At 62.7% G+C, this 24,412-nt stretch carries 17 protein-coding genes; 6 read left to right on the top strand and 11 right to left on the bottom strand.

Annotation, left to right across the window (positions count from 1 at the left end; translation table 11 throughout):
* Positions 1-78: 78 nt before the first annotated feature.
* Positions 79-807: a TerC family protein gene (locus tag AC1D13_RS21195; RefSeq protein ID WP_477690235.1), complete on the bottom strand. Its 729-nt coding sequence runs from the start codon at positions 805-807 to the stop codon at positions 79-81.
* A 515-nt stretch (positions 808-1,322) separates the two neighbouring features.
* Between AC1D13_RS21195 and AC1D13_RS21190 the strand changes: the two genes are divergently transcribed.
* A complete protein-coding gene (locus tag AC1D13_RS21190) occupies positions 1,323-1,790 on the top strand; it encodes a DUF3717 domain-containing protein (RefSeq protein WP_477690234.1) in 468 nt (155 codons plus the stop codon).
* Between the two features lie 77 nt (positions 1,791-1,867).
* The gene (locus tag AC1D13_RS21185) at positions 1,868-2,173 is read left to right on the top strand and encodes a DUF2007 domain-containing protein (protein ID WP_457282440.1); all 306 of its coding nucleotides are present in this window, start codon (positions 1,868-1,870) and stop codon (positions 2,171-2,173) included.
* Positions 2,174-2,467: 294 nt separating this feature from the next.
* Here AC1D13_RS21185 and purB read toward each other — a convergent pair whose 3' ends face one another.
* Complete coding sequence (gene purB, locus AC1D13_RS21180; RefSeq protein WP_457282439.1) at positions 2,468-3,859, bottom strand: adenylosuccinate lyase; 1,392 nt, start codon at positions 3,857-3,859, stop codon at positions 2,468-2,470.
* A gap of 176 nt (positions 3,860-4,035) precedes the next feature.
* Between purB and AC1D13_RS21175 the strand changes: the two genes are divergently transcribed.
* The gene (locus AC1D13_RS21175) at positions 4,036-4,653 is read left to right on the top strand and encodes a glutathione S-transferase family protein (RefSeq protein ID WP_457282438.1); all 618 of its coding nucleotides are present in this window, start codon (positions 4,036-4,038) and stop codon (positions 4,651-4,653) included.
* A gap of 640 nt (positions 4,654-5,293) precedes the next feature.
* Here the strand turns inward: AC1D13_RS21175 and AC1D13_RS21170 are convergent.
* Complete coding sequence (locus AC1D13_RS21170; protein ID WP_477666977.1) at positions 5,294-5,878, bottom strand: glutathione peroxidase; 585 nt, start codon at positions 5,876-5,878, stop codon at positions 5,294-5,296.
* A gap of 415 nt (positions 5,879-6,293) precedes the next feature.
* On the opposite strand from AC1D13_RS21170, the gene AC1D13_RS21165 reads away from it, so the two are divergent.
* Positions 6,294-7,163, top strand: coding sequence for a ferritin family protein (locus AC1D13_RS21165; protein WP_457282437.1), 870 nt, complete (start codon positions 6,294-6,296; stop codon positions 7,161-7,163).
* A gap of 77 nt (positions 7,164-7,240) precedes the next feature.
* Entirely contained in the window at positions 7,241-7,747 is a 507-nt protein-coding gene (gene rfaE2, locus AC1D13_RS21160) for a D-glycero-beta-D-manno-heptose 1-phosphate adenylyltransferase (protein ID WP_477690233.1), read from the top strand.
* Positions 7,748-7,813: 66 nt separating this feature from the next.
* Here rfaE2 and AC1D13_RS21155 read toward each other — a convergent pair whose 3' ends face one another.
* The 8 genes from AC1D13_RS21155 to glnE form a co-directional block, all read right to left on the bottom strand.
* Positions 7,814-9,046 carry a beta-ketoacyl-[acyl-carrier-protein] synthase family protein gene (locus AC1D13_RS21155; RefSeq protein WP_477690232.1) on the bottom strand — a complete coding sequence of 411 codons (1,233 nt, stop codon included), beginning with the start codon at positions 9,044-9,046 and terminating at the stop codon, positions 7,814-7,816.
* A 26-nt stretch (positions 9,047-9,072) separates the two neighbouring features.
* Positions 9,073-9,312 (bottom strand): acyl carrier protein, encoded by a 240-nt coding sequence (locus AC1D13_RS21150; RefSeq protein WP_457282434.1) that lies wholly within the window; start codon positions 9,310-9,312, stop codon positions 9,073-9,075.
* A gap of 114 nt (positions 9,313-9,426) precedes the next feature.
* The gene (locus AC1D13_RS21145) at positions 9,427-10,473 is read right to left on the bottom strand and encodes an SDR family oxidoreductase (protein ID WP_457282433.1); all 1,047 of its coding nucleotides are present in this window, start codon (positions 10,471-10,473) and stop codon (positions 9,427-9,429) included.
* 156 nt (positions 10,474-10,629) lie between these two features.
* Complete coding sequence (locus AC1D13_RS21140; RefSeq protein ID WP_457282432.1) at positions 10,630-13,752, bottom strand: efflux RND transporter permease subunit; 3,123 nt, start codon at positions 13,750-13,752, stop codon at positions 10,630-10,632.
* Between the two features lie 11 nt (positions 13,753-13,763).
* The gene (locus AC1D13_RS21135) at positions 13,764-14,942 is read right to left on the bottom strand and encodes an efflux RND transporter periplasmic adaptor subunit (RefSeq protein WP_457282431.1); all 1,179 of its coding nucleotides are present in this window, start codon (positions 14,940-14,942) and stop codon (positions 13,764-13,766) included.
* 50 nt (positions 14,943-14,992) lie between these two features.
* Positions 14,993-16,519: an efflux transporter outer membrane subunit gene (locus AC1D13_RS21130; protein ID WP_457282430.1), complete on the bottom strand. Its 1,527-nt coding sequence runs from the start codon at positions 16,517-16,519 to the stop codon at positions 14,993-14,995.
* Positions 16,506-17,264, bottom strand: a complete 759-nt coding sequence (locus tag AC1D13_RS21125) for a CerR family C-terminal domain-containing protein (RefSeq protein WP_477666961.1) — start codon at positions 17,262-17,264, stop codon at positions 16,506-16,508. Before AC1D13_RS21125 ends, AC1D13_RS21130 begins: the two co-directional genes overlap by 14 nt.
* A 45-nt stretch (positions 17,265-17,309) precedes the next feature.
* On the bottom strand, positions 17,310-20,132 hold the full coding sequence (gene glnE, locus AC1D13_RS21120) for a bifunctional [glutamate--ammonia ligase]-adenylyl-L-tyrosine phosphorylase/[glutamate--ammonia-ligase] adenylyltransferase (RefSeq protein ID WP_477690231.1): 2,823 nt from the start codon (positions 20,130-20,132) through the stop codon (positions 17,310-17,312).
* A gap of 73 nt (positions 20,133-20,205) precedes the next feature.
* Here glnE and AC1D13_RS21115 point away from each other — a divergent pair, with 73 nt between their 5' ends.
* Positions 20,206-24,411: a YhdP family protein gene (locus AC1D13_RS21115; RefSeq protein ID WP_477666976.1), complete on the top strand. Its 4,206-nt coding sequence runs from the start codon at positions 20,206-20,208 to the stop codon at positions 24,409-24,411.
* The last annotated feature ends 1 nt before the right edge of the window (position 24,412 follow it).

The following is a 24,412-nucleotide window of genomic DNA, read 5'->3' as shown; positions in this document are numbered from 1 at the left end:
AAGTTCTCCTTGAGTTGTCGTCGTTTTAGAAGCTTGCTGGCTGAAAGAGGGGCATACGCCCCCCACGGGTTGCTGGTTTCAATGTGGAATCAGGTCGGCATCCTGCGCGGACCGTGAGCGTCGTGTGGCCCACCACCCTGCGCCCAGCACGCCCGCCACCGCAAGGGCGTAGGTTGCCCACTGCGCTGCAAGGTGCAGGGTTTCAGCCGAAGGCATGGTGCCCGGGCCGCCGTAGATCGGGTCGAGCAGCTGCTCGCTCACAATCATCTTCGCGGCGGTAAAGGCCAGAACGGCGGCGCCGATATTGATGATCATGGGGAAACGCTCCACCAGCTTGAGCACCATGGTGCTGCCAAACACCACGATCGGGATGCTGACCAGCAGGCCGATGACCACCAGGTCAAACGAGCCGTGCGCAGCACCGGCCACGCCCAGCACGTTGTCGATGCCCATCAGGGCGTCGGCCACCACGATGGTTTTCATGGCGCCCCAGAAGGTGTGGGCAACCGGGCCGTCGTGCTCCTTGTCGCCCTGGTCGGCCAGCAGCTTGTAGGCAATCCACAGCAGCCCCAGGCCGCCCACCAGCATCAGGCCGGGAATTTTCAGCAGCCACACTACGCCAACCGTCATGGCAGAGCGGACCACAATGGCGCCGACCGTACCCCAGACGATGGCTTTTTTCTGCAGGTGGGATGGCAGGTTGCGCGCGGCCAGTGCGATCACGATGGCGTTGTCGCCGGCGAGCACCAGGTCAATGAGGATGATCGCCAGCAGGGCGGACCACCAGGGGGTAGTAAATAGTTCCACGTCACACTCCATGTCAAGTTTCGACTTGGAAATCCGCGCGACGGCGCACGACGGATTCCCGGCTTCGTGAAACCGGAACGGGTGTGATGGGTGGCTGGGGTCGGCGCCAATGGACGCCGCAGATACCTCGATCAAACCTGTTCAGGTTTCAATCGAAGGTCTGGCTCGACATGCAGTGTCGCTGCATGCCCAACAAGCCGGAAGTGTCAACTTCGTAATGACGACTTGTTGTTAGCGATTTTGCTGTGGTGTCTGTTTTCGTATATTGCAGCAAAACGAGGGAGTTACTCCCCTTCGTCTGGGTATTTGACAATAAAAAAAGATTTTTTGCAACCCGGTCTTTGCCGCGCAGCGGCGCGATGCGGGGACATGCCCCAATTTCCCCCATAGGCGGCTGGCCCGCCCGTCTGGCCGATAATGAACGGCCCGGCGCTGCCTCTTTGCTTCCTCGCCTTGCTTCGCCTCCTTGCGCTCGCTCCATCCGCTCAGCGGCAGCCCCTTAGACCCACCGTTCCATGCCCGGCATCCACATCACCGATATTGAAGCCGCCATCAATTACTGGCGTGACAAAAAACCTTCGCCCGACGGGGTGACGCTGGCGCCCGAGTTGCGTGCGCTCGCCGAGGTCTACGCGCTCCTGGTTTTTTACCATGAGGACGAGGCCGACGAAAAAAGCTTTCCGCCCAAGGCACTGGCGGCGTGGCGGACCTGGTATGACACAACCGCCGACACGCCCTGCATTGCCATTTGTTCAACCAGCCAGGGAGATGCCCTGTGCAAGGGTTGCGGCCGCACGTTTGACGAAGTACAGCACTGGCCCGAGATGACGCCCGCCGAGAAACGCGGTACCTGGCGGCGCATCACGCAGGAAGCAACTGCCTGGCGGTTTGGCCGCTACGCTGACCGCGCCCTTGAAAACAAGGACAAGGACGCACAGAAAGATGCCACCGCGGAGGCGCCGGCTGCCGCGCCAAAAAAATAAGCCTTTTTGGCTCCTGGCCCATACACGGCAAGCGCAAGCAGCTATGAATTTGATAGTGATCCCGCTACACTGACGGCATGCTCCGACTGACGCGCGCCCCTAATATCGCCATCGCCGCGCTGTGGGTCGACGTGTTGCAGCAGGCCGGTATTGCCGCCAGTGTGCAGCGCTATTTTTTGGGCAGCGTCGCCGGGGAGCTTCCACCCGACCAATGCCAGCCCGAAGTCTGGCTCACCCACCACGAAGAAGAACCCCGCGCGCGCGAGTTGCTCGACCACCTGCAAAATATGCCGCAGCGGCGCTGGCTGTGCGTCTGCGGTGAAGTCGTTGAAGGTGGCTTTGAGCAGTGCTGGAATTGTGGATTAGCCCCCACGGTGGGGTAAGCACCCCCACGCTCCCCCACTTCGTGTGGGTCGCTGCCCCCGGAGGGGGCCGCCCGCCTGTGGCCCGGCAAAGCCGAACAATGGGCGCACCCCTATCGGGCTCACTGCGTGTAGCCCTTTTCCCCTTGCAGGGGACGGCGCCTGCGGCCCGGCAAAGCCGGTTCCGCGGCCCCTGCTTGCTCGAAGAGTTCTGGGGGCACAACCAGAGGTGCCGCGGGACTGGCTTTGCCAGACCGCAGGCACCGCCCCCTTGCAAGGGGGGAACAGGCTACACGCAGTGAGCCTGGACGGGGGTTAGACCCTCTTGGCCAGTTCGGCAGCCATGCCGACATAGCTGCCGGGCGTCATCTTCAGCAGGCGTTCCTTCTCCGCTGCAGGAATTTCCAGCGAACGGATCAACGCGTGCAGGTCTTCGGCCTTCACGGTTTTGCCGCGCGTGACTTCCTTCAACTTCTCGTAAGCGCCCTGCACGCCGTAACGGCGCATCACCGTCTGGATCGGTTCGGCCAGCACTTCCCAGGAGGCGTTCAGGTCGTCGCCCAGCGCTTCGCGGTTGAGTTCGAGCTTGTTCAGCCCCACACCCATTGAGTTGTAGGCCAGCACGGCGTAGCCCAGCGCCACGCCCATGTTGCGCAGCACGGTCGAGTCGGTCAGGTCGCGCTGCCAGCGGGAAATCGGCAGCTTTTCGCTCAGGTGGCGCAGCAACGCGTTGGCCAGGCCCAGGTTGCCCTCGGCGTTTTCGAAGTCAATCGGGTTGACCTTGTGCGGCATGGTCGAGGAACCGATCTCGCCGTCTTTCAGGCGCTGCTTGAAGTAGCCCACGCTCACGTAGCCCCAGATGTCGCGGGCCAGGTCGATCAGGATGGTGTTGGTGCGGGCTACCGCGTCAAACAGCTCGGCCATGTAGTCGTGCGGCTCGATCTGGATGCTGTAGGGCTGGAAGGTCAGGCCCAGGCCCAGTGGTTCCGGCGTTTCGATCACGTTGCGGCTGAAGGCCTCCCAGTCGAAGTCGGGCCAGGCCGAGAGATGCGCGTTGTAGTTGCCCACCGCGCCGTTCATCTTGGCCATCAGCTTGATGCCGGCGATCTTGTCACGCGCATTGGCCAGGCGCACCACCACGTTGGCGATTTCCTTGCCGACCGTGGTCGGGCTGGCCGTCTGGCCGTGCGTGCGGCTCAGCATGGGTTCTTCGGCATAGATGTGGGCCATTTCGCGCAGCTGCGCAATGACCTTGTCCAGCGCCGGCAACACCACCAGGTCGCGGCTGCTTTTAAGCTGCAGCGCGTGGCTGGTGTTGTTGATGTCTTCGCTGGTGCAGGCAAAGTGCACAAATTCGCTGGCGCCCTGCAGCTCCGGCCGGGCTTCGAATTTCGACTTGATCCAGTACTCGACGGCTTTCACGTCATGGTTGGTGGTTTTTTCGATTTCCTTGATGGCCGACGCATCGGCCTCCGAGAAGTTTTTGACCAGACCCAGCAAATAAGTGCGGGCGCCCGGGCTCAGCGGCTTGAATTCGGCGAATTTGGCATCGGAAAGCGCGATGAACCACGCCACTTCGACCTGAACGCGGCGGTGCATATAGCCCTGTTCGGACATCAGGGGACGTAACTGGTTCAGTTTGTTCGCATAGCGGCCGTCCAGCGGGGACAGGGCGTTGATCGTGGAAAAGGGGGGGGAAGAGCTCATGGCCCAATTGTAGGCCGGGTGCCTGCCGCGCCAGCCGTGCCGGGAGCCGCTGCCGCGAGCCCGAAAAGATGTGCATATTTGCGAATCTTCTTGCCCGGCGCGTTACACCCCCGTCAGCCCGGCTGCCGGCTTACTCGATAGAATGCTCTTCCCCCGGACCACGATCTCACACCATCATGAAACTCATCGGATCCGCTACCAGCCCCTATGTGCGCAAAGTGCGCATAGTGATGGCCGAGAAAAAGCTCGACTACCAGTTTGTCCTGGAAGATGTCTGGGCAGCCAACACCACCATCCAGGCCTCCAACCCGCTCGGCAAGGTGCCCTGCCTGGTCATGGAAGGCGGCGAAGCCGTATTTGATTCCCGCGTGATCGTCGAATACCTCGACACCCTGTCACCTGTCGGCAAGCTCATCCCCAGCCAGGGCCGCGAGCGCGCTGAAGTCAAAACCTGGGAAGCCCTGGCCGACGGCCTGATCGACGCCGCCATCCTGGCGCGCCTCGAAGCCACCTGGGCCGGCCGCAGCGTCAAGCAACGCAGCGACGCCTGGATCGACCGCCAGATGGGCAAGATCGAAGCCACCCTCAAGGCCATGAGCACCGGCCTGGGCGACAAGTCGTTCTGCAGCGGCATTCACTTCAGCCTGTCCGACGTCGCGGTCGGCTGCGCGCTCGGCTACCTCGACCTGCGGTTTGCGCAAATCAACTGGCGTGAGATGTATCCGAACCTGACCAAGCTGCAGGACAAGCTGATGCAACGGCCCAGCTTTGCGGAAAGCATTCCGCCGGGCTGATGCGGTGCTGAATGGTGGAGGCGACAACATTTCTCGCTGACGCCAAATCACCAAATCGCATACAAACTCCAGACGCCGCCGGATATTGCTATGTATTTAATAGCTGCTTGCGCCCATCTTTATTGGGCTCTGGCTACTATTGGCGTTTGAAAGCAGTTCAAAAACAGGCTCAAGGCCTCTTTCAACGCCTCTTTGGGCGGTCCTTTTCAGGTGTTTTGAGGTCGAGACAGCCTGATTTCAGGCATCAAAATGGCTCCTGACCCAATCAGAACAAGCGCAAGCAGCTATCAAAATAATAGCTCTTGCGGGGGCTTCACGGGTTTCACGCTCATCACGGTGAAAGTCCACCAGGCCATCGGCGGTGAACTTCAGGCGGGCGCAACGCATGCGTTGGCCCTGGCCCGGCAAGGGGGCCGGAATATAAAAATGCTGCGAAGCGCCCCGGCGCGAACGAGGGAGGGAGGGAGGAGGAGGAGCGCCCCGGGATTGCAGCTGAACCTGGACGGCTCAGAAGGCTTCGCAACAATGAAACTGTTCTCTTGCCAGCGCTACCGGTGAAGGCAAATCGCGCTTGCAGAAGTATGAGAGCACAAGTGCGGGGTAGTTCCCGCAAATAAAAGATCCCTCAGGTAAATTTTTGTTAACGGGCCGCGGGCTTGATGGCCAGCTGTTTTTCGATTTCTTTGACCAGCGCGCCGCCGGCCGGGTCAGCCATGGAGTTGAAGCTGGTGACGCCGACACCATCGCGTGCAATGACGTATTTGTAAAAATTCCAGCGCGGTGTGGTGCCTGTTGTGGCCGCCAGCTTCTGGAACAGGGGGTTGGCGTCCTTCCCGGTCACGCTGGTCTTGGTGAACATGGGGAACTTCACGCCGAAGGTGTTTTCGCAGAAGTCCGCGATCTCCTTGTTGCTGCCCGTTTCCTGCGAAAAATCATTGGACGGAAAACCCAGCACCACCAGGCCCTGGTCCTTGTATTTGGCATAGAGCGCTTCAAGCCCCTGGTACTGCGGGGTAAAGCCGCAAAAGCTGGCGGTGTTGACCACGACCACCACTTTTCCACTGTATTGGCAAAGCGTCTGGGGCTTTTCATCCTGCAGCCGAAAAAACGTCTGCTGCAGCAGCGCGGGGCAGGTTGCCGGTGCGGAGCCGGCGGGCGCTACGGCAGGTGCCGGTGGCGCTGCCAGCGCGCCGCGGGAGGCCAGCAGCGCAGGGGCAGCCAGCATGATCAGCAAAAGGAACTGGGCCGCCTGACGAGGGGCGCAAAAAGAGGCAGTGGCAGTCATTGGCTAAACTCGCGGGCTGGTGATCGGGCCGATTCAGGTTTATTTGGCGCTGTCATACATGTTTCACAACATGCCCTGACGATACGCCCGTATCGCGGTGAATGGATTCAGCGGGAATTCAGCCCCGGACTATCCGGGGTCTGCATGGCTTTATTTGGCACAATGCAGTCCGAAAAAGAGCACTTGTGTGGTCCAACACGCCGGAATGGGGTCCGAATTACCCTGATTTGCCGGTAAATAGCGCATAAGTCGCCCGTTGTCACATTAGCCGCCTAAAATCGTTACAAGTACCCAGGATGCTCCCGCAGGACATCCGAGGCAGATATATCTGCATATCCCTTGCGAAGGAGTTCTCATGCTTTATCCCGAACTGTTCAAACAACTTGAATCCGTCCGCTGGGACATGGACAAGGACATTCCATGGGCAAGTTTTGACGCGTCCAAGCTGACCGACGAGCAGGCCCAGACCATCAAGATGAATGCCATCACGGAATGGTCTGCGCTGCCCGCCACGGAAATGTTCCTGCGCGACAACAAGGACGACAGCGATTTCTCGGCCTTCATGTCCATCTGGTTCTTTGAAGAGCAAAAACACTCGCTGGTGTTGATGGAATACCTCAAGCGCTTCCGCCCGGACCTCGCTCCCACGGAAAAAGAATTGCACGAAGTGCGTTTCGAGTTCGAACCCGCACCCGCGCTGGAAACGCTGATGCTGCATTTCTGCGGCGAGATCCGCCTGAACCACTGGTACCGCCGCGCCAGCGAATGGCATACCGAACCCGTCATCAAGCAGATCTATACCCAGCTGAGCCAGGACGAAGCCCGCCATGGTGGCGCTTACCTGCGCTACATGAAGCGCGCCATCAACAACTTCGGCAATGAAGCCAAGTCCGCCTTCACCAAGGTGGGCGTGCTGATGGCCAGCGCACGGCGTACCGCCCAGGCGCTGCACCCGACCAACCTGCATGTGAACAAAAGCCTTTTTCCGCGCGACACCATCCAGAGCCGCCTGCCCAACCCCGAGTGGCTGGAGCACTGGCTCGACACGCAGATCAAGTTTGACGCGGTGTGGGAGGGCAAGGTGGTCGAACGCATCCTGCACAACCTGAGCCTGCTGTTGAACCAGAGCTTCAAGACCGTGCAGGAACTGAACCGCTACCGCAAGGAAGTCGCCAAGGAACTGGCGGAGTCCATCGCCGCCAAGCCGGCACCTGCCGGCGCCTGATGCACGACGTCCGCTGGCCGGGTGCCTCGGGCGGCAGAAGCCGGGTGGTGGTCCAGGCCTTCCGTTAAAGTGGCGGGATGCCCAGCGAGCCCCCTACCCCCTCCTCTATCCACTTCCTGCAAAAAATAGTCCCCCGCGAAGAAGCGCGGCAGCGGCTTGCTTTAATGCCGCATCCCATTGTCTTTACCAATGGGGTGTTTGATGTCTTGCACCGCGGGCATGTCACCTACCTGGCCGACGCACGCGCGCTGGGCGCAAGCCTGGTGGTGGCGCTGAACACCGATGCCTCGGCGCGGCGGCTGGGCAAGGGCCCTGACCGGCCGCTCAACAACGAACACGACCGCGCCGCCATGATGGCTGCGCTGGAGTCGGTGAGCCTGGTCACCTGGTTTGACGAAGACACGCCGCTTGAACTGATCCGTGAGCTCCAGCCGGATCTGCTGGTGAAGGGCGGAGACTACGACATGGACAAACTGGCAGAGACCGCGGTGGTCAAGGCGTATGGCGGCAGCGCCCGGGCGATCCCGTTTGTGGATGGCTATTCGACGACGGCCCTGGTGAAAAAAATCCGCGCCACGCGCTGATCCGCTGATATCAGCCGGTATCTGGGAGAGCCCGGCCGGCTCTTCTTCGGAGGGTGATGATCGCCCTCAGGCGGACTTCGCCACCAGCACGGCGTTGGAGCCGCCAAAGGCAAACGAGTTGGACATCACCGCGCGCAGGCCGTTCGCATCGCGCGCTTCCAGCGGTATGTAGTCCAGGTCACAACGCGGATCGGGGTTCACCAGGAATGCTGTTGGCGGCAGCTGCCCCGCGCGCAGTGCCATCACACTCGCAATGAATTCCATGGCGCCCGCAGCGCCCATGGCGTGGCCGTGCACCCCTTTGCTGGAGCTGATGGGCAGGCGCCCGGCCAGGTCCTTGAAGGCCAGCTTGATGGCGCTGGTTTCGATGACATCACCGACATCGGTGGCGGTTCCGTGGGCATTGAGGTAACCGATGTCGGCGGCCTGCAGTCCCGCGTCTTTCAGCGCCAGCGTCATGGCGAGTGATTGCCCCTGGGCGTCGGGCTGCGTCAGGTGATGGGCGTCGGTGGTGGATGCGTAGCCGCAAAGTTCGGCCAGGATATTGGCGCCGCGCCGTTTGGCGCTTTCCCATTCTTCCAGGACCAGCATGGCGGCGCCTTCGGCCAGCACCAGACCGGAGCGGTCAACCGAAAATGGACGGCACGAGGTTTCGGCGCCTTCGGCATGGGGCTTGGCCAGCGTGTGCATGGCTTGCCAGGCCTTGATGGTGCCGCGGTTCAGCAATGCCTCGGAACCTCCGGCCAGCATGGCGTCGGCATAACCGTGGCGGATCTGCCGGAAAGCTTCGCCAATGGAGGTGGCCGACGATGCGCAGGCATTGGAAACTGTGCTGCTGGGGCCCTTCAACCCGAACTCCATGGACACATGGGCGGCAATGGCGTTGTGCATGGCCAGCACGACCGTCATGGGGCGCAGCCGCGCCACTTTTTGCTCCAGCAATGCCGTGTAAGCCACATCCGTCGATCCTGCGCCGCCGCTGCCTGTGCCCAGCGAGACGCCGAAACGCTCGGGTGCGAAGCCGCCCTCAGGGCCCCATCCAGCCTGCGCCATGGCTTCGCGGCCAGCCACCACTGCGAGCTGGCTGACCCGGTCCATGGTCAGAAGACGGGCGCGAGGGAAATGCTGGTCCGGGTCGAACTGGACGGCGCCGGCCAGCACGCTTTCGCTGCCGGTGGGAAAGCCAATGTCAATGCCCCGGATGCCGGAGCGGGCGGAAAGCAGGGACTCGAAGAATGCGGGAGTGCCGGTTCCAACGGCGGAAACAACGCCAAGACCCGTGATGGCTACGCGACGCATGGGCGGTCTGGCGGGCCCGGCAGGGCTCAGGCGGCAGGCTTGCCTGATGGCAGCAGGGGCTCAATCAGCTGGACCATTTCGGCGAGGGTGCGCGGCGGGCTGGCCTGGTCCGGAATCTGGATGCCAAACTGGTCTTCAATCTGGAACAGAAATTCGATGACGGCGAGGGAGTCAAGGCCCAGGCTCTCCAGCGTGGCATCCGGCAGCAGTTTTTCTTCGCTGATGCCAAATGTCTCGGCAAAAAGATTAATCAAATCAGAATTCATCACGAACCAGTAAATATGTAATGCGAACCGCCATTGTCCCACCATCGATATGACGGTCGGCCTCTTCGGGCCTGTAGGGGCATTTTACAAAAGCAGCCGCGTTGTTTTCGTACCTCAGGGCGTGTACATCTGCCTGACGGCGTCCGACAGGCTGAAGGTCCCCAACAATTCACCCAGATAACTAATGGGCGCAGGCGCGACAGCTGCCGCGCCAATTTCCGCCCGCAGGCGCGCATTGCTGAACACCGCATCTGCCGTAAGGAAAGGCAAATACGGCTGCAATGCTTCAAACATCCAGCGTTGGCGGGCAAACTTCGGCGTGGGCACGAAATCCCTGCCGCGCATCACCATCTTGCCGATGCCGGGCATGCTGGCTTTCAATTCTTCGGCCAGCGCTGCGAAGGTCATGGAGTCTTCGCCCGTGGACACGTGGTAGCAATCGTGCCGGAGCTCGTCCTTGAGCAGCATTTCGGCAAAGGCGCCCGCGATGAAATCCACCGGCGCGAAATCGAGTTTGCCCAGGGAATCCAGCGGCACATCACCGAGTTCGGCCATGACCGGGATGGACCACAACATGTTGCGGGCCAGTTTGGCGTCGTCAATCCCGCGCGACAGCACAATGCCCGGGCGCAAACTTACAAAAGGATGGCCTTTGCCGCGCAGCAGTGTTTCGGCATCGCGTTTGGAGCGGATGTAGTCGTTGGCATAGCCGGCAAACGGCATGTCTTCGGTAATGACGCCGCGCGGCTCGGTGGTCACTGCCGCCGTCCCGACAAAAAAACCGCGTTGTGAGGGCCGCAGGTCTTTCAGGATGCCGGAAAAATGCTCGGCGGCCCTGAGATTGATGGGATAAACCCCGGCACCGGGCTTGAACGAGGTACTGGCCGCCGAATGCAGGATGACATCGGCCGATTGGAGAACTGCCGCGCTGAGGCCAAAACCGGGCTCGACCACATCGCCGGCCTCGGCAGACACCATGTCGGCAAATTCGGGCTTCCAGAGGATGCTCTTTTTCAGGCGATCCAGCAGACGGTCACGGGCCTGGTTCGAATCGGCAGCGCGCACCACAGCAGTGCTGTAAACGCCGCGCGCAGCCAAAAGAAGCATTAATTCGCCGCCAATCAGGCCTGTTGCGCCCGAAAGCAGTACGCGTTTTGACATGTTAAGAAATGTAAAGCTGAACCTGCAAGTATAAGCGAGGGGTATTGGACGGTCAGCCCTAATTCACTCGGACGGACCTGTCCAAATCAGCAAAATTACACGTCTGATCCGCCTTTTACAAAGCGGTACGCGGCTGTATGTGCATTACTTTGCAGCTTATGGGGCGCCTGATTCAGCGGCGGGCTGGCCGTTTTCAGGCTTTTCACTGCCGTGGCCGCGCAATCTTGCCGCCATGCGCTTGATCAGCCGCTCCAGGTCGTCGATATAGGTAAACACGGCAGGCACCACCAGCAGGCTGAGCACGGTGGAGGTGATCAGGCCGCCGATCACCGCGATCGACATCGGTGAGCGAAAGCTGGAGTCGGCCGCGCCGAAGCCCAGGGCAATCGGCATCATGCCCGCCCCCATGGCCAGCGTGGTCATGATGATGGGCCGCGCCCGCTTGTGGCAGGCGTCCAGCAGGGCGTCCCAGCGCGACAGGTTGTGGTCGCGCCGCGCGACGATGGCGTATTCCACCAGCAGGATGGAATTCTTGGTCGCGATCCCCATCAGCATGATCAGCCCGATCAGCGAGGGCATGGAAAAACTCTTCTGCGCGATCAGCAGGCCGACAAAGGCGCCGCCCAGGGAAAGGGGTAGAGCGGCAAGAATGGTCACCGGGTGCAGGAAATCCTTGAACAGCAGCACCAGCACGATGTAAATGCAGAGCACGCCTGTCAGCATGGCCAGGCCGAAGCTGGCAAACAGCTCGCCCATGACCTCGGCATCGCCGACCTCCACCACCTTGACGCCGGCCGGCAGGTTCTTGACGGACGGCAGCAGTTTCACGGCTTCGGTGATGTCCCCCAGCGCCCGGCCCGACAGCTCGATCTCGAACTTGACATTTCGGGAACGGTCGTAGCGGTCAATCACGGCCGGGCCGGCTGTGATTTCCAGGCTCGCCACCTGACCCAGCATGACGGGCCCGACACCCGGCTTGACGCTTGGAACCGCGAGGCGCTCCAGCACGCTGAGGTCCTTGCGTGCTGCTTCGTCCAGCTTGACGACGATAGGCACCTGTCGCTGCGAAAGGTTGAGCTTGGGAAGCGACTCTTCGTAGTCGCCTACCGTGGCGATGCGCAGGGTTTCACCCATGGCTGAACTGGTGACACCCAGGTCTGCTGCCCGGGCGAAATCCGGCTTGATGGCAATCTCGGGGCGCACCAGGCTGGCGCTGGACGAGATATTGCCCAGGCCGGGAATGGTTCGCAGGTCTTTTTCAATCGCGAGCGCCGCAGTTTGCAGGGCATTGGAGTCTTCGGCGGTCAGCATGAGGATGTAGGCCTCTCCCGAGCCGCCCAGCCCCACCTTGCTGCGCACGCCCGGAAGGGTTTCCAGCGCTGTCCGCATCTTGCTTTCAATGCCCTGCTTGCGCGGCCGTTCGCTGCGCTCGTCCAGCAGCACCGTGAGCGTGGCTTTGCGGGTTTCTGCCGCCCCCTGCATGGCAAACGGGTCTGTACCAGCTGAGCCGCCACCGATGGTGGTGTACACGCTCTTGACGTGCTTTACCTTGCTGATCAGCAGGCGCGCATGTTCAGCCGAGGCCTTGGTCTGCGCCAGCGAAGCGCCCGGGGGAAGCTCGAGATAAACCTGGGTTTGCGAATTGTCATCGGGCGGGATGAAGCCGGTCGGCAGCAACGGGATCAGCATGACCGAACCGAAGAAAAAGACCGTAGCCGCCGCCATGGTCACTACCCGGTGTTTCATGCACCAGGCCGCTGCGCGCATATAGGTGTTCATCCACTTTGGGTCGGAATGGGCTCCTACCATGGGCTTGAGGATGTAGGCTGCCATCATGGGGGTCAGCACGCGTGCCACCACCAGTGAGGCAAACACCGCCAGCGAGGCCGTCCAGCCGAACTGCTTGAAGAATTTTCCCGCTACGCCGCTCATGAAGGCGGTGGGCAGGAACACGGCGATCAGCGTGAACGTGGTGGCCACCACGGCCAGGCCGATTTCGTCGGCCGCCTCCATGGCGGCTTCGTACGGCGACTTGCCCATGCGCAGGTGCCGCACGATGTTTTCGACCTCCACAATGGCATCGTCGACCAGGATACCGATCACCAGCGACAGCGCGAGCAGGGTGATGACGTTGATCGAAAAGCCGAGCAGGTGCATGCCGATGAAAGCCGGGATCACCGACAGCGGCAACGCAACGGCTGACACAAAGGTGGCGCGCCAGTCCCGCAGGAACAGCCACACCACCAGCACCGCCAGAATGCCGCCTTCGTACAGCAGGTGCATGGAGCCGTCATATTCCTCCTGCACTGGCGTGACGAAATTGAAGGCTTCGTGGACTTCCACTTCAGGGTACTGCTGCTTCAGTTCGGCCAGCGCCGCCTGCACGGCCGCGCCGACCGCCACTTCGCTTTCGCCCCGGCTGCGGGACACCTCAAAGCCAACGACAGGCTTGCCGTCGAGCAGCGCGGCGGCGCGCGGTTCGGCGGTCGTGTCGCTCACGGTGGCGACCTCGCTGAGGCGGATACGCCGTCCGTCGCTGAGCGCCAGCTCAAGCTGGGCCAGCTCCTGCGCGGACTTGACCGTCGCCAGCGTGCGCATGGGTTGTTCGCTGCCGCCCAGGTCGGCGCGCCCACCTGCGCTTTCGGTTTGCACCTGCCGCAACTGGCGGGAAATGTCGGAAGCTGTCGCGCCCAAGGCCTGCAGCTTGGAGGGATCCAGCGCGATGCGGACTTCGCGTGAGACGCCGCCCACGCGGTTCACCGCACCGACGCCGCGCACCGCCAGCAGCTTGCGCGAGATGTCGTTGTCGACAAACCACGACAGCGCCTCCTCGTCCATGCGCGGTGAGCGGATGGTGAAAGCCAGCACCGGCTGGCTGGCCAGGTCCATCTTGCTGACCACCGGATCGCGCACGTCGCCGGGCAATTCGCTGCGCACTTTCGACACGGCCGCGCGCACATCGTCCACGGCTTCCTGTACCGGCTTTTCAAGCCGGAATTCGGCGGTCACGGTCACGCCGCCGTCCTGCACCTTGGTGTAGATGTGCTTGAGGCCCTGCACGGTGGCAATGGAATTTTCAAGCTTGCGGGCCACTTCCGTCTCGAGCTGGGCGGGGGCGGCGCCCGGCAGCGATGCCGCAACCGTCACCGTCGGCAGGTCGATGTCGGGAAAGTTCTGCACCTTCATCGCCTTGAACGACAGCATGCCGGCGAATGTCAGCAGCACAAACAGCATGACGGCGGGTATCGGGTTCTTGATTGACCAGGAGGAGACGTTCATCGAGTCGCTCCTTATTTGATAGCTGCTTGCGCACGACTGGCGGGCGCTACGGCTGGATTTACCGTAATTCCAGGGGTGGCGTCGCTGACCCGGACCAGGTCGCCGTCATTGAGGAAGCCCGCCCCGCTGACGATCACCCTTGTATCGGCGGTGAGGCCGGAGGTAATTTCGACCCGGTCGCCCGCAAGCCGGCCGGTCTGCACCTTGAGCTGGCTGATGCGGTTGTCCGGGTTGAGGCGAAAGACGTAGTTGAACCCGTCGCGCACGACCAGCGCAGGTTGCGGGATGGTCAGCGCGGAGGTGCTGCCCAGATCGAATTCGCCGCGGGCAAACATGCCGGCCTTGGCCGGAGAGGCCATGCCTGCCGAAACCGGAAGGTCCACATAGACCAGTGCCGCGCGGGTCTGCGGGTCCACGCTCGGGGCGATCATGCGCACCCGGCCTTTGAGTTCGGCGCCGCTGGCCGCCACCACGCTGGCAACCGTGCCGGCCTTGATCCTGCCCAGCTCGGCCGAGGTGACTTCCGCGCGCCATTCGAGGCGGCCGCCCCGGATCAGGCGGAACAGCTCGGTGCCTGCCGGCACCACCGAGCCTACCGTTGCGGTGCGTGCGGAGATCACGCCGTTGTCGGGCGCCAGCACCTGCGTGTTTTTACCGCGTACCTGCTGCACCTCAAGGAGTGCCCTGGCTGCCTCGACACGTGCCTTGGCGGTTTGCTCGGCGGTGTTGTACTGGTTGATCTGCTGCTCGCTTAAAGCGCCCGAACTCGCCAGCGTGCGCGCACGCGCGGCGTTGTCCGCCGCATCGGCCGCGTTGGCCTGGGCCTCGATCAGGCTGGCTCTGGCTTGGGCCGTGTCCGCCTGCACGCTGTCGCCCGAGAACACCGCCAGCACTTGCCCGGCCTTGACCTGGTCGCCCACATTGGCCTGCACCTGCACCAGCCGCAAGCCGTTCGATTCGGAGCCGATCACGGCCTCCTGCCAGGCGGTGATATTGCCGTTGGCGCTGAGTTTCACCGGCAAGGTCACTTGAGACGGCAGCGCGGTGGCGACAGTCAGTGCCGGCTTTGCGGTGACTGCCTTGTCTTCTTTTGCGTTGGCCTTCAGAAGAAAAAAAGCTGCGGCCCCGGCAACGAGCACGGCACCGGCGATCACAGCGAGAGCGACGGGTTTTAGTTTGAAGTTTGGCATGGTGTTCAAAGGATCTGTCAATAGGTGTGGCAGGGTCGGCAAACCGCGCCTCAGGGGGCAGTGAGGGCAGCAGGGGTGAAAGGTGCCGGCACATCGGAGACCAGCGGCGGCACAGGGGGCTCGGCGGTGGTCCAGCCGCCGCCGAGCGCCCGGTACAGCGCAACCCAGGCGCTGCGCCGGTCACGTTGCAGCGTGACCAGGGCGCTTTGTGCGGCCAGCAGGGTGCGACGGGCGTCTTCAAGTTCGACCAGGCTCGCCAGCCCGCTCTTGTAACGGGCTTCGGTGCCGACGAATGACGCGCGGTAGCCTTGTGTGGCGACCAATGCATCCTGGCTGCGCTCGGCCGTGCTTTGCAGATTGACCAGCGCTTCCTCGACTTCCCGCACGGCCTTTCGCACGCTGCCGCGGTATTGGGCGGCGGCGTCCTCGTAGCGCGCCTTGGCGGCTTCTACGTTGGCCTCGCTGGCGCCGCCGTCAAAGATCGGGATGGTCAGCTGCAGTGGCCCGACGGTCCAGGTGTCAAAGCGTTGCGTGGTGCTGGCCGTGTATGACTTGTTGGCCGCAACCGAGCCGCTCAGGTTGAGCCTTGGAAAGCGCTGCGCGCGTGCACTGCCGACTTCCAGGTGGGCGGCGTCCACTTCGCGTGCCGCATTGAAGATATCGGGCCGCTGGGCCAGCACTTCCGCCGGCACGCTGATGACAGGCGCTACCGATTCCAGTGTCAGGTCGACCGGTGTGCTGGCCAGTTTTTGCCGCAGTGCGGGTTCATCGATGGCAGTCAGGGCCACCAGTGCCTTGACATCCAGGTCGCACAGTGCGCGCTGCTGGATGGCGTTGCTGTTGCCTTCGGCCGCGCTGGCCCTGGCCAATGCCGCGGTGGCGGGCGCCTGAAAACCTGCCTTGGTGCTGAGTTCCGCCAAACGCGCAGTTTCACCCCGGGATGTGGCATCGGAGCGCGCTACCTCGAGCAGCTTTTCGCAAGCGCGCAGGCTGTAGTACTGGGTGGCGACCTCGGCGGCGACCGATACGCGTGCCGAATGCCACAGCGCCTGGGAGCCTTCCAGCCGCTGCTGATCGGCATCCCGGCTCGCGGCGTACTGACCGAAGAGATCGATTTCCCAGGAGGTCTGCAAACCCGCCTGGGCGGTTGTGGAAATAGGTGGCGCTGCACGGTTCACGGGCGCCGAGCGTCCGCGGCTGACGCTGGCGGTGCCATCGAGTGTGGGCAGCATGGCCGCGCCCGAGGCCACGCGTGAAGCCCGCGCCTGTTCGATGTTGGAGCGTGCGGTGGAAACAGTCGGACTGACCGATTCCGCCGCCATGATCAGTTCCACCAGCAAGGGATCATTTTGCTGCTGCCACCATTGCGACAGCCCTTTCAGGCTGCCGCCGTGGGGCAATGCGGCTGTGGTGCCCGCCGCCGGCAAGGGTGTTTGCCAATGCGCGGGAATCGAGACAGAAGGTGGCGTGTGCGGATTGTCGGAAGCGCAGCCGCCCAGCAACAGCGCGCATGCGCCGAACAGCGGCGCCGCTGTCAGCAAGCGCAAGCGTTCGCGTCCGGAGTCAGTTTTTTTCATGGTGTGCTGTTTTCAATCGCGGCGTGGCGGCCACGGGGTAATCGGAAAGGTGATTTCGGCGTGCCATTTCGACGCCCACCATGGCTTCGGCATACGCCACCAGGCTGACAGCCCACTGCTCCAGGGCTTCAGGTGTTCCGAACAGCTGGGGCCGGATCGCTTCCACGACCTCGCGGCTGAGGAACATCTGAAGTGCCAGACCGGTGATGGAAAACGCCAGCCTGTGCACCTCGTCGTCGGCTTTTGTGACGTCTAAATGGCGGCACAGCACAATAACCAGCGCGGTATGCGCCGGCTTGATGCCCTGGTCGATTTCTTCGGCCCACAGGCCTGTGGGTTCCAGCATCTCGCGAAAGTGGAGCTTCATGCACAACTGCACCAGTTCACCCTGGCGCAAAGGTTCGAGGAAGCTCGAAAAAAAGCCTTCAAGGGACTGCCGCAAGGTGAAATGGGGCTGGTTGTACAGCGCAATGTCATCGCGCGCGCTGCCCAGCGGTTCGGTGAAAACGGCCCGGTACAAGCCGGCCTTGTCGCCAAAGTAATAGCTGATCGCCGCCACGTTGGCCCCCGCAGCATGGGCGATATCGCGAATCGAGGTTTTGGCAAATCCTTTTTCGGAAAACAGCCTGAGTGCCGCGAGCAACAGGTGCGCCCTGGCGTGCGCGCCGTCGGAGCGCTGTTTTCGGCTTTCGCCTTCAGGCTTGGCTGAGCGCGAAGGTGTTTGAGAGGGCAGGTCGGGTGTCATGTGCCCGGATTAGAGCACATTAATCAAACAGTCGATTGAATTAAATCAATTGTTTGATTTGAAGGTGGCGACCCACAGTTGCTGGATCGCGCCGCGCTCTGCCTCAAGCGCAGGCGGGTTGACCTGGGTGGGTTCTTCGTTGAGGCGTGCGCGGTGCTGCACACGCCGCAGTTCGCGGTAGGCGCTTGCCGCCCGCTGGCCGACGCCGGTCGGCAGCAGGCCGGCCGTTTCTGCGCGTTGCAGGAGCGAGATGTTGCCGACGTTGTCCCTCAGTTCCGGGTGCCGGGCTGATTGGGAAAGCACCAGGAACTGCACGGCGAACTCGGCGTCCACCATGCCGCCCGCACTGTGCTTGACGTCAAATTTTTCAGCCTTGAGCGGAGGCGGGCCTGAGACGGATCCGCCTGTGGGGCTTGGCGTTGCGTGGAGGCTTTTGACCGGATGGGCGTCGCGAACCTTTTCGCGCATGGCCACAATTTCGTTGCGCAGCGCAACGATGTCGCGCGGGGCGGTGATGACGGTCTGCCGGACTTCGTCAAACCGCTGGCGCAGCGACTCGTCACCCAACACGAAGCGCGCACGTGTCATGGCCTGGTGTTCCCAGGTCCAGGCGGTATTGCTGCCGCGCTGCTGCTGGTAGCGGGTATAGGCCTCAAAACTGGTGACCAGCAAGCCTGAATTGCCGTTGGGGCGCAAAGCGGTATCGATTTCAAACAGGTCGCCTTCGCCGGTCTTGATGGTCAACCAGTTGATCAGCTTGCGCACAAATGCCGCATAGACTTCGGGGGCCCGCTCGTCGTCGTCCTCATAGACGAACACGATGTCGAGATCGCTGCCGTAACCCAGTTCTTTGCCGCCCAGCTTGCCGTAGGCAATGATGGCGAACTGCGGTGTTTCACGGTGCCGGTTCTTCAGGCGCTGCCAGCACCAGTCGGTGGTGATGCTCAGCACCGCTTCGGCGAGAGCCGTCAGATCATCGGCCACCTGCTCGACGGTGAGTACATCTTCCAGGTCGCGCGCCAGGGTGCGGAACACTTCCGCATGGTGGGCGCGGCGCAGCAGGTTCAGGCAGGTTTCCTCGTCGTCCTCGCCGGTGCTCCTGAGTGCGGCCAGGCGCTGTTGCAGGTCACGCGCGAAGGCTGTGCCGTCAAAGCGTTCCCTGAGCAGCTCGTCGCTGGCCAGTTCATCAATGACGCCGGGGTGCTGCAGCAGGTAGCGTGCAGGCCATTTGGCGGCCCCCAGCAGGCGCAGCAGGCGCTCATGCACCGCAGGCCGTTCCAGCAGCAGCGCCAGGTAGCTCTCCCGCCTCAGGAGCGGCTCTATCCAGTCGATGATGCGCACCGCCGCTTCCTCGGTGACCGTGCCTTCCGCCAGCCAGGCGGCGGTGCGCTGCACCAGCCGCGCCAGGCGGGCGCGGGAATCTTCGCGCAAGGCCAGCACCCGCGGATGCTGGCGCCACAGCGCCAGGCGCGCGCGAAACTGTTCCGGCCATTGTTCCGACAATTGCTCCAGCAAGTCTTCGAGCTGCTGCGGCGCTGCCTTGGCCGTTTTTCCGCAGCCTTTGCAGTCGGGCTTGCCGCCCAGCAATTTGTCGAATTCCCCGGCCACCAGCTCCCGGTGGGTGTCCAGTTCGCTGAGGAAAAGGCAGCAATTGCTGTAGCCCAGCGTTTCTGCGATCCACGCCAGGTCGTCATCACGCGTGGGCAGGACATGGGTCTGCTGGTCATCGAGGTACTGGATGCGATGCTCCACGCGGCGAAGAAAATCATAGGCCCGTGCCAGCGCATCGGCGGTTTCCTGCAGCATCAGGCCCGCGCGCGCCACACGCTGCAAGGCGTCGACCGTGGGGCGGGTGCGCAGCTCGGGAAACTGCCCGCCGCGCACCACCTGGAGCAATTGCACGGTGAATTCAATTTCGCGAATGCCGCCGCGCGACATCTTCACGTCGTTGGCCCGCTCCGGGTGGCCGGCGCAGCGCTTGGCGGCATGCTCGCGGATTTGCCGGTGCAAGGTGCGCAGCGCATCGAAGACGTTGTAGTCAAGGTAGCGCCTGAAGACGAAGGGCAGCACGGAGCCGCGCAGGGCCTGCGCCGAGCCGTCCTGCACGCATTCAAGCGGCGCCACCACCCGGCTCTTGAGCCAGGCAAAGCGTTCCCATTCACGACCCTGTGCCTGGAAATACTCCTCAAGCGCGCTCAGCGAAATGGCCGCCGGCCCGGAGCTTCCGTTGGGCCGGAGCGCCAGGTCCACCCGAAACACAAAACCATGCTCCGTGGCATCACCAATCAGGCTGAAGACGGCCTTGACCTGGTGCGCGAAGTACTCGTGGTTGGATATCTGCCCGCGGCCATCGCTGCGCCCCCGGGTTTCGCCGTCGTGGTCGTAGACATAAATGAGGTCGATGTCGCTGGAAACGTTGAGTTCGCGCGCACCCAGCTTGCCCATGCCTACGACCCACATGCGGGCACGCTCCCCGTCGGGGCCTTGCGGTGCGCCATGCAGCCCGTCAAGTTCGGCGCCCGACTCGCGCATGGCGACATCCAGGGCCAGCTCGGCCAGCTCGGTCATGGCGCAGGTCACCACGGCAAGCGGGGCCTGGCTTTCGAGGGCACCGTCACAGTCGAGCACCACCAGCCTTTCCATGACCAGCTGGCGAAGCACCCGCAGCGCCGCGCCTGTCGCCATGCCCTGCGCCAGCAGCGCGTCCAGCGCGACCTGCATGGCGGCGCGCACGGGGGCGCCCGCAGGCAGGAGGAAAAGTTGATCGGCGTAGCGGCGGCGGATGCGCTGAACGAACCGTGAATAGTCCGACGCGGCCGGCCCGGCGGCGAGTAAGGTATCAGGGCAGGCGGTTTGGGCGACGGTCATCACACTACTTCACAAAACTTCATGGTTCACCGCCGGGCGAACACTGGCCCCGGCGGTCATAATTCTCATGTCAATGGAGCCAACGATCCCCAGCCTGCCTACCCCGCCGCCGCAACGACTGCGATGGCTTGCTCTTACCCTGCGCGTGTTGCTGTGGCTTGTTGCCACGGCCTGGGTGCTCTTTGGCCTGACCTGGTTCGTGCTGCATGGCTGGATTGTGCCGCGAATCGGGGAGTTTCGTCCGCGCCTGGAAATAGAGGCCAGCAAGGCTTTGGGGGTGCCTGTTCGCATTGGCGGAATCACCGCATATTCCCAGGGGATGATTCCGTCGTTCGAGTTGCGCGACGTGACCCTGCTCGACGCCCAAGGGCGCGAGGCCCTGCGGCTGCCGGTGATTCTCGGCGCCCTGTCTGCCTCTTCGATCTGGGGGTTGGGCTTTGAGCAGCTTTACATCGACAAGCCCGAGCTGGACATACGCCGAACCGCTGACGGGAAGATCTATGTCGGCGGCCTCGATGTTTCGCAGGACCGGGCGGCCGGCGAGAGCGCCGCTGCCGACTGGTTCTTCTCGCAGACCGAGTTTGTCATGCGAGGCGGCACCGTGCGCTGGACAGATGAAATGAATCCGGCCCCCCCCCTGGCGTTGACGCAGGTTGACTGGGTGATGCGCAATACGCGGCGGCGCCACCTCATGCGCCTGGATGCCACACCCCCTGCAGAATGGGGTGACCGCTTCACTGTCAGGGGCATATTCCGCCAATCGCTGCTATCAAGCAGCGCCGGTGATTTTGATGCCTGGACAGGCCAGCTATTTGCCGGGTTCGACCGGGTGGATGCGTCCCGCATCAGGCCGTACCTCAATCTGGACGCACTGGGCATTGAGCTGACCCGCGGGAATGGCGCGCTCCGCGCATGGGCAGATATTTCCCAGGGCCGGGTGACCGGCGGCACGGCCGATGTGGCACTGCAGGATGTAGATGCTCGCCTGGGTGCCAAGCTGCAGCCTTTGGCCTTTGATTTTGTCGCCGGGCGTGTGGGCGGCGGCCAGCGTACCAATGGGTTTGATTTCAATACCGAAGGCCTGCGCTTTCGCACCCGCGATGGCCTGCAGTGGCCGGGCGGCAATGTGGCGCTGGTGCATACGGGGGACGAGGCCGGCGTTGCGCAGCACACTGAACTCAAGGCAGACAAGCTCGATCTTGCAGCGCTCGCGCAGATTGCCAATCGCCTGCCGCTCGATGCTCCCGTCCATGGGCTGATCACTTCTTTTGCCCCGAAGGGACTGGTCGAAAGCGTAGAGGCCCGCTGGCAGGGACCGCTGGATGCCCCCACCACCTATGCCGCAAAGGGACGCGTTGCCGGGCTGAGTATTGCTGCCCTGCCCGCGCCGCCCAGTCCGGCGTCAGCGCATCCCAAGCCCGGCAGGCCGGGAATCAGCGGCGCCACCATTGACTTTGACCTGACGCAAGCGGGTGGACGGGCCGGCGTCAAGATACTCAACGGCTCGCTCGACCTGCCGGGGGTGTTTGAGGATTCGCTGGTGCCGTTTGACCAGCTTTCCGCCGAGACGCAATGGAAGTTTGCGGGCCGGAAAATCGAAGCGCAGCTGAACAACCTGCGATTTGCCAATGCCGACGCGCAGGGAGAAGCGCAAGCCGCATGGCATACCGACGACGTGGTTTCCAGCAAGCCGCATGCTGCAGATGCAGCAGACCCCAGATTCCCGGGTGTGCTGGATCTGCAGGGCGTTTTGAGCCGCGGTGATGGCGAGCGGGTACACCGTTATTTGCCGCTGGTATTGCCGGACCGGGTGCGCCACTATGTGCGTGACGCGGTCGTGCAAGGCCAGGTCAGCGACGTGAAGTTCAAGGTCAAGGGGCCGCTGGCGCAATTGCCTTTCACCAACCCGGCACAAGGGGACTTCCGGGTGACCGCCAAGGTGCGGAACGGGCACTATGCCTATGTGCCCAAATCCATACAGCCGGCCGGAGCCGCGGGGTGGCCGGCCTTGACTGAACTCAACGGCGAACTGGTGTTTAACCATGCGGCACTTGAGGTCAACGACGTCACCGGCAAGGTCAATGGCCTGCCGGGTTTGCAGCTGGTCAAGGGTAATGCGCGCATCCCTGACCTGACCCATGACACCACTGTCGAGGTGAACACACACCTCAAGGGGCCGCTTGCTGATGCGCTGGGGTTCGTCAACCAGTCCCCGGTTGCCGGCATGACGAACCATGTGCTGGCCAAGGCGGTTGCGGCCGGGCCGGGCGAATACCGGTTCCGGCTGGACTTGCCTATCCACACCATCGATAAATCCCGGGTGGACGGAACCGTCACGCTGCCCGGCAATGACGTGCAGTTTGGTGCGGATACTCCAGCGTTGACAAAACTCAAGGGTGTAGTGACCGTGAACGAGCGCGGCTTCACCGTGGCAGGTGCCCAGGCGCGGCTGCTCGGCGGTGACGTCCGTTTTGACGGTGGCACGCGGGTGCAGGCGCGATCATCCGGCAATGCTGAACAGGAAAGCCAGGTAGCGTTCAAAGCGCAAGGCGTCGTCACCGCGGAAGGGCTGCGCCAGGCCAGGGAGCTCGGCGCGCTTTCGCGCATGGCCCAAAATGCCACGGGCAGCGCGGCTTACACCGCCTCGTTGGGTTTTCGCCGTGGCGTGCCTGAGCTGGTTGTCGCCAGCAGCCTGCAAGGCATGGCGCTCAACCTCCCCGCGCCCCTGAGCAAGACCGCAGAAGCGGCATTACCACTGCGGTTTGAGAATTCGCTTTTGCCGGCGTCCATGGGGCCAGGGCAAAAACTGGAGGACCAGTTATCGGTAACCATTGGCCGTGTGGCGTCCATCATGTATGTGCGGGACGTCAGCGGCAGCGAACCTCGTGTGATACGGGGCGGAATCGGCGTCGGGCTTGAGCCCGGGGAGACGGTGCCTGTGCAGGAAGCCGGTGTGGCGGCCAATATCAACCTGGCCCACGTGGACCTCGATGCCTGGCAAAAAATACTGGCGGATTCTTCTTCCGGCAGCGCGCTCCAGACACCTCCGCCGGTGGCTGCCACTGCGGCGACCAATCGGGCGGCCGCGAACGCGTCCCTGACTTATCTGCCGACCTCCATGGCCATTCGCGCAAAGGAGCTGGTGGTTGAAGGGCGCAAGCTGAACAACGTGGTGGTGGGCGGCTCCCGTGAAGGCCTGACATGGCGTGCGAATATCGACGCCTCGGAGCTCAACGGATACGTCGAATTCCGGCAGCCTGGCGGCATAGGCGCGGGGCGGGTCTATGCGCGGCTTTCCCGTTTGAGTCTGGCCCCAGGTACGGCCAGTGACGTGGAAGCGATCCTGAACGAGCAGCCCGCCAGCATCCCTGCCCTGGACATCGTGGTGGAAGACCTGGAACTGCGCGGCAAAAAACTGGGGCGGGTCGAGATCGACGCCGTCAACCGCGGAGCGTCTGCCGCGGCCCGCGAGGGCGTGCGCGAATGGCGCCTGAACAAGTTCAATGTGATCCTTCCCGAGGCGGTGCTGACGGCAACGGGCAACTGGGTGGCGATCAATGCCCAGAGCGTTGCGGCAAATGCGCCGCGTGCCGCGCGCGCGGTTGCCGAGCGCCGCCGCACCGTGATGAATTTCAAGCTGGACATCGCCGACTCGGGTGAGCTGCTCAAGCGCTTTGGCATGGGTGAGGTCATTCGCCGCGGCAAGGGCAAACTGGAGGGGCAGGTCGCGTGGATGGGGTCACCTCTCAGCCTGGACTATCCCAGCATGAGCGGACAGTTCAATGTCAATGTGGAGTCGGGGCAGTTTGTCAAGGCTGACCCGGGCATCACAAAACTGCTGGGCGTGCTGAGCCTGCAGTCTTTGCCCAGGCGGCTGACCCTGGATTTCCGGGACGTTTTTTCCGAAGGCTTTGCCTTTGACTTTGTCCGCGGCGACATCAATATCAACCAGGGCGTTGCCTATACCAACAACCTGCAGATGAAGGGCGTGAATGCGGCCGTGCTGATGGAAGGCAGTGCCGATATTGCCAAGGAGACGCAGAACATCAAGGCGGTCGTGGTGCCGGAAATCAATGCCGGTACGGCTTCCCTGATTGCCACAGTCATCAATCCGGCCATCGGCCTGGGCAGCTTCCTTGCCCAGATGTTCCTGCGCAGGCCTTTGATGCAGGCGGCGACCCAGGAATTCCACATTGAAGGAACCTGGTCTGACCCGAAAATCATCAAGGTGGATCGCAAGGCACAGGCTGCAGCAGAGCCTGTTCAGGAGGTTCGGTAAC

This window comes from Polaromonas sp. P1_E12 (genome assembly GCF_056405975.1).
Note: the sequence above shows the minus strand (reverse complement) of the source record. Positions and strands in the feature narration are given on the sequence as shown.

Bases quoted from the DNA above. Each gene is read 5' to 3' on its own strand.
- AC1D13_RS21190 (WP_477690234.1), top strand. From the start codon at position 1,323: ATGCCCGGCATCCACATCACCGATATTGAAGCCGCCATCAATTACTGG.
- AC1D13_RS21185 (WP_457282440.1), top strand. From the start codon at position 1,868: ATGCTCCGACTGACGCGCGCCCCTAATATCGCCATCGCCGCGCTGTGG.
- purB (WP_457282439.1), bottom strand. From the start codon at position 3,859: ATGAGCTCTTCCCCCCCCTTTTCCACGATCAACGCCCTGTCCCCGCTG.
- AC1D13_RS21175 (WP_457282438.1), top strand. From the start codon at position 4,036: ATGAAACTCATCGGATCCGCTACCAGCCCCTATGTGCGCAAAGTGCGC.
- AC1D13_RS21170 (WP_477666977.1), bottom strand. From the start codon at position 5,878: ATGCTGGCTGCCCCTGCGCTGCTGGCCTCCCGCGGCGCGCTGGCAGCG.
- AC1D13_RS21165 (WP_457282437.1), top strand. From the start codon at position 6,294: ATGCTTTATCCCGAACTGTTCAAACAACTTGAATCCGTCCGCTGGGAC.
- rfaE2 (WP_477690233.1), top strand. From the start codon at position 7,241: ATGCCCAGCGAGCCCCCTACCCCCTCCTCTATCCACTTCCTGCAAAAA.
- AC1D13_RS21155 (WP_477690232.1), bottom strand. From the start codon at position 9,046: ATGCGTCGCGTAGCCATCACGGGTCTTGGCGTTGTTTCCGCCGTTGGA.
- AC1D13_RS21150 (WP_457282434.1), bottom strand. From the start codon at position 9,312: ATGAATTCTGATTTGATTAATCTTTTTGCCGAGACATTTGGCATCAGC.
- AC1D13_RS21145 (WP_457282433.1), bottom strand. From the start codon at position 10,473: ATGTCAAAACGCGTACTGCTTTCGGGCGCAACAGGCCTGATTGGCGGC.
- AC1D13_RS21140 (WP_457282432.1), bottom strand. From the start codon at position 13,752: ATGAACGTCTCCTCCTGGTCAATCAAGAACCCGATACCCGCCGTCATG.
- AC1D13_RS21135 (WP_457282431.1), bottom strand. From the start codon at position 14,942: ATGCCAAACTTCAAACTAAAACCCGTCGCTCTCGCTGTGATCGCCGGT.
- AC1D13_RS21130 (WP_457282430.1), bottom strand. From the start codon at position 16,519: ATGAAAAAAACTGACTCCGGACGCGAACGCTTGCGCTTGCTGACAGCG.
- AC1D13_RS21125 (WP_477666961.1), bottom strand. From the start codon at position 17,264: ATGACACCCGACCTGCCCTCTCAAACACCTTCGCGCTCAGCCAAGCCT.
- glnE (WP_477690231.1), bottom strand. From the start codon at position 20,132: ATGACCGTCGCCCAAACCGCCTGCCCTGATACCTTACTCGCCGCCGGG.
- AC1D13_RS21115 (WP_477666976.1), top strand. From the start codon at position 20,206: ATGGAGCCAACGATCCCCAGCCTGCCTACCCCGCCGCCGCAACGACTG.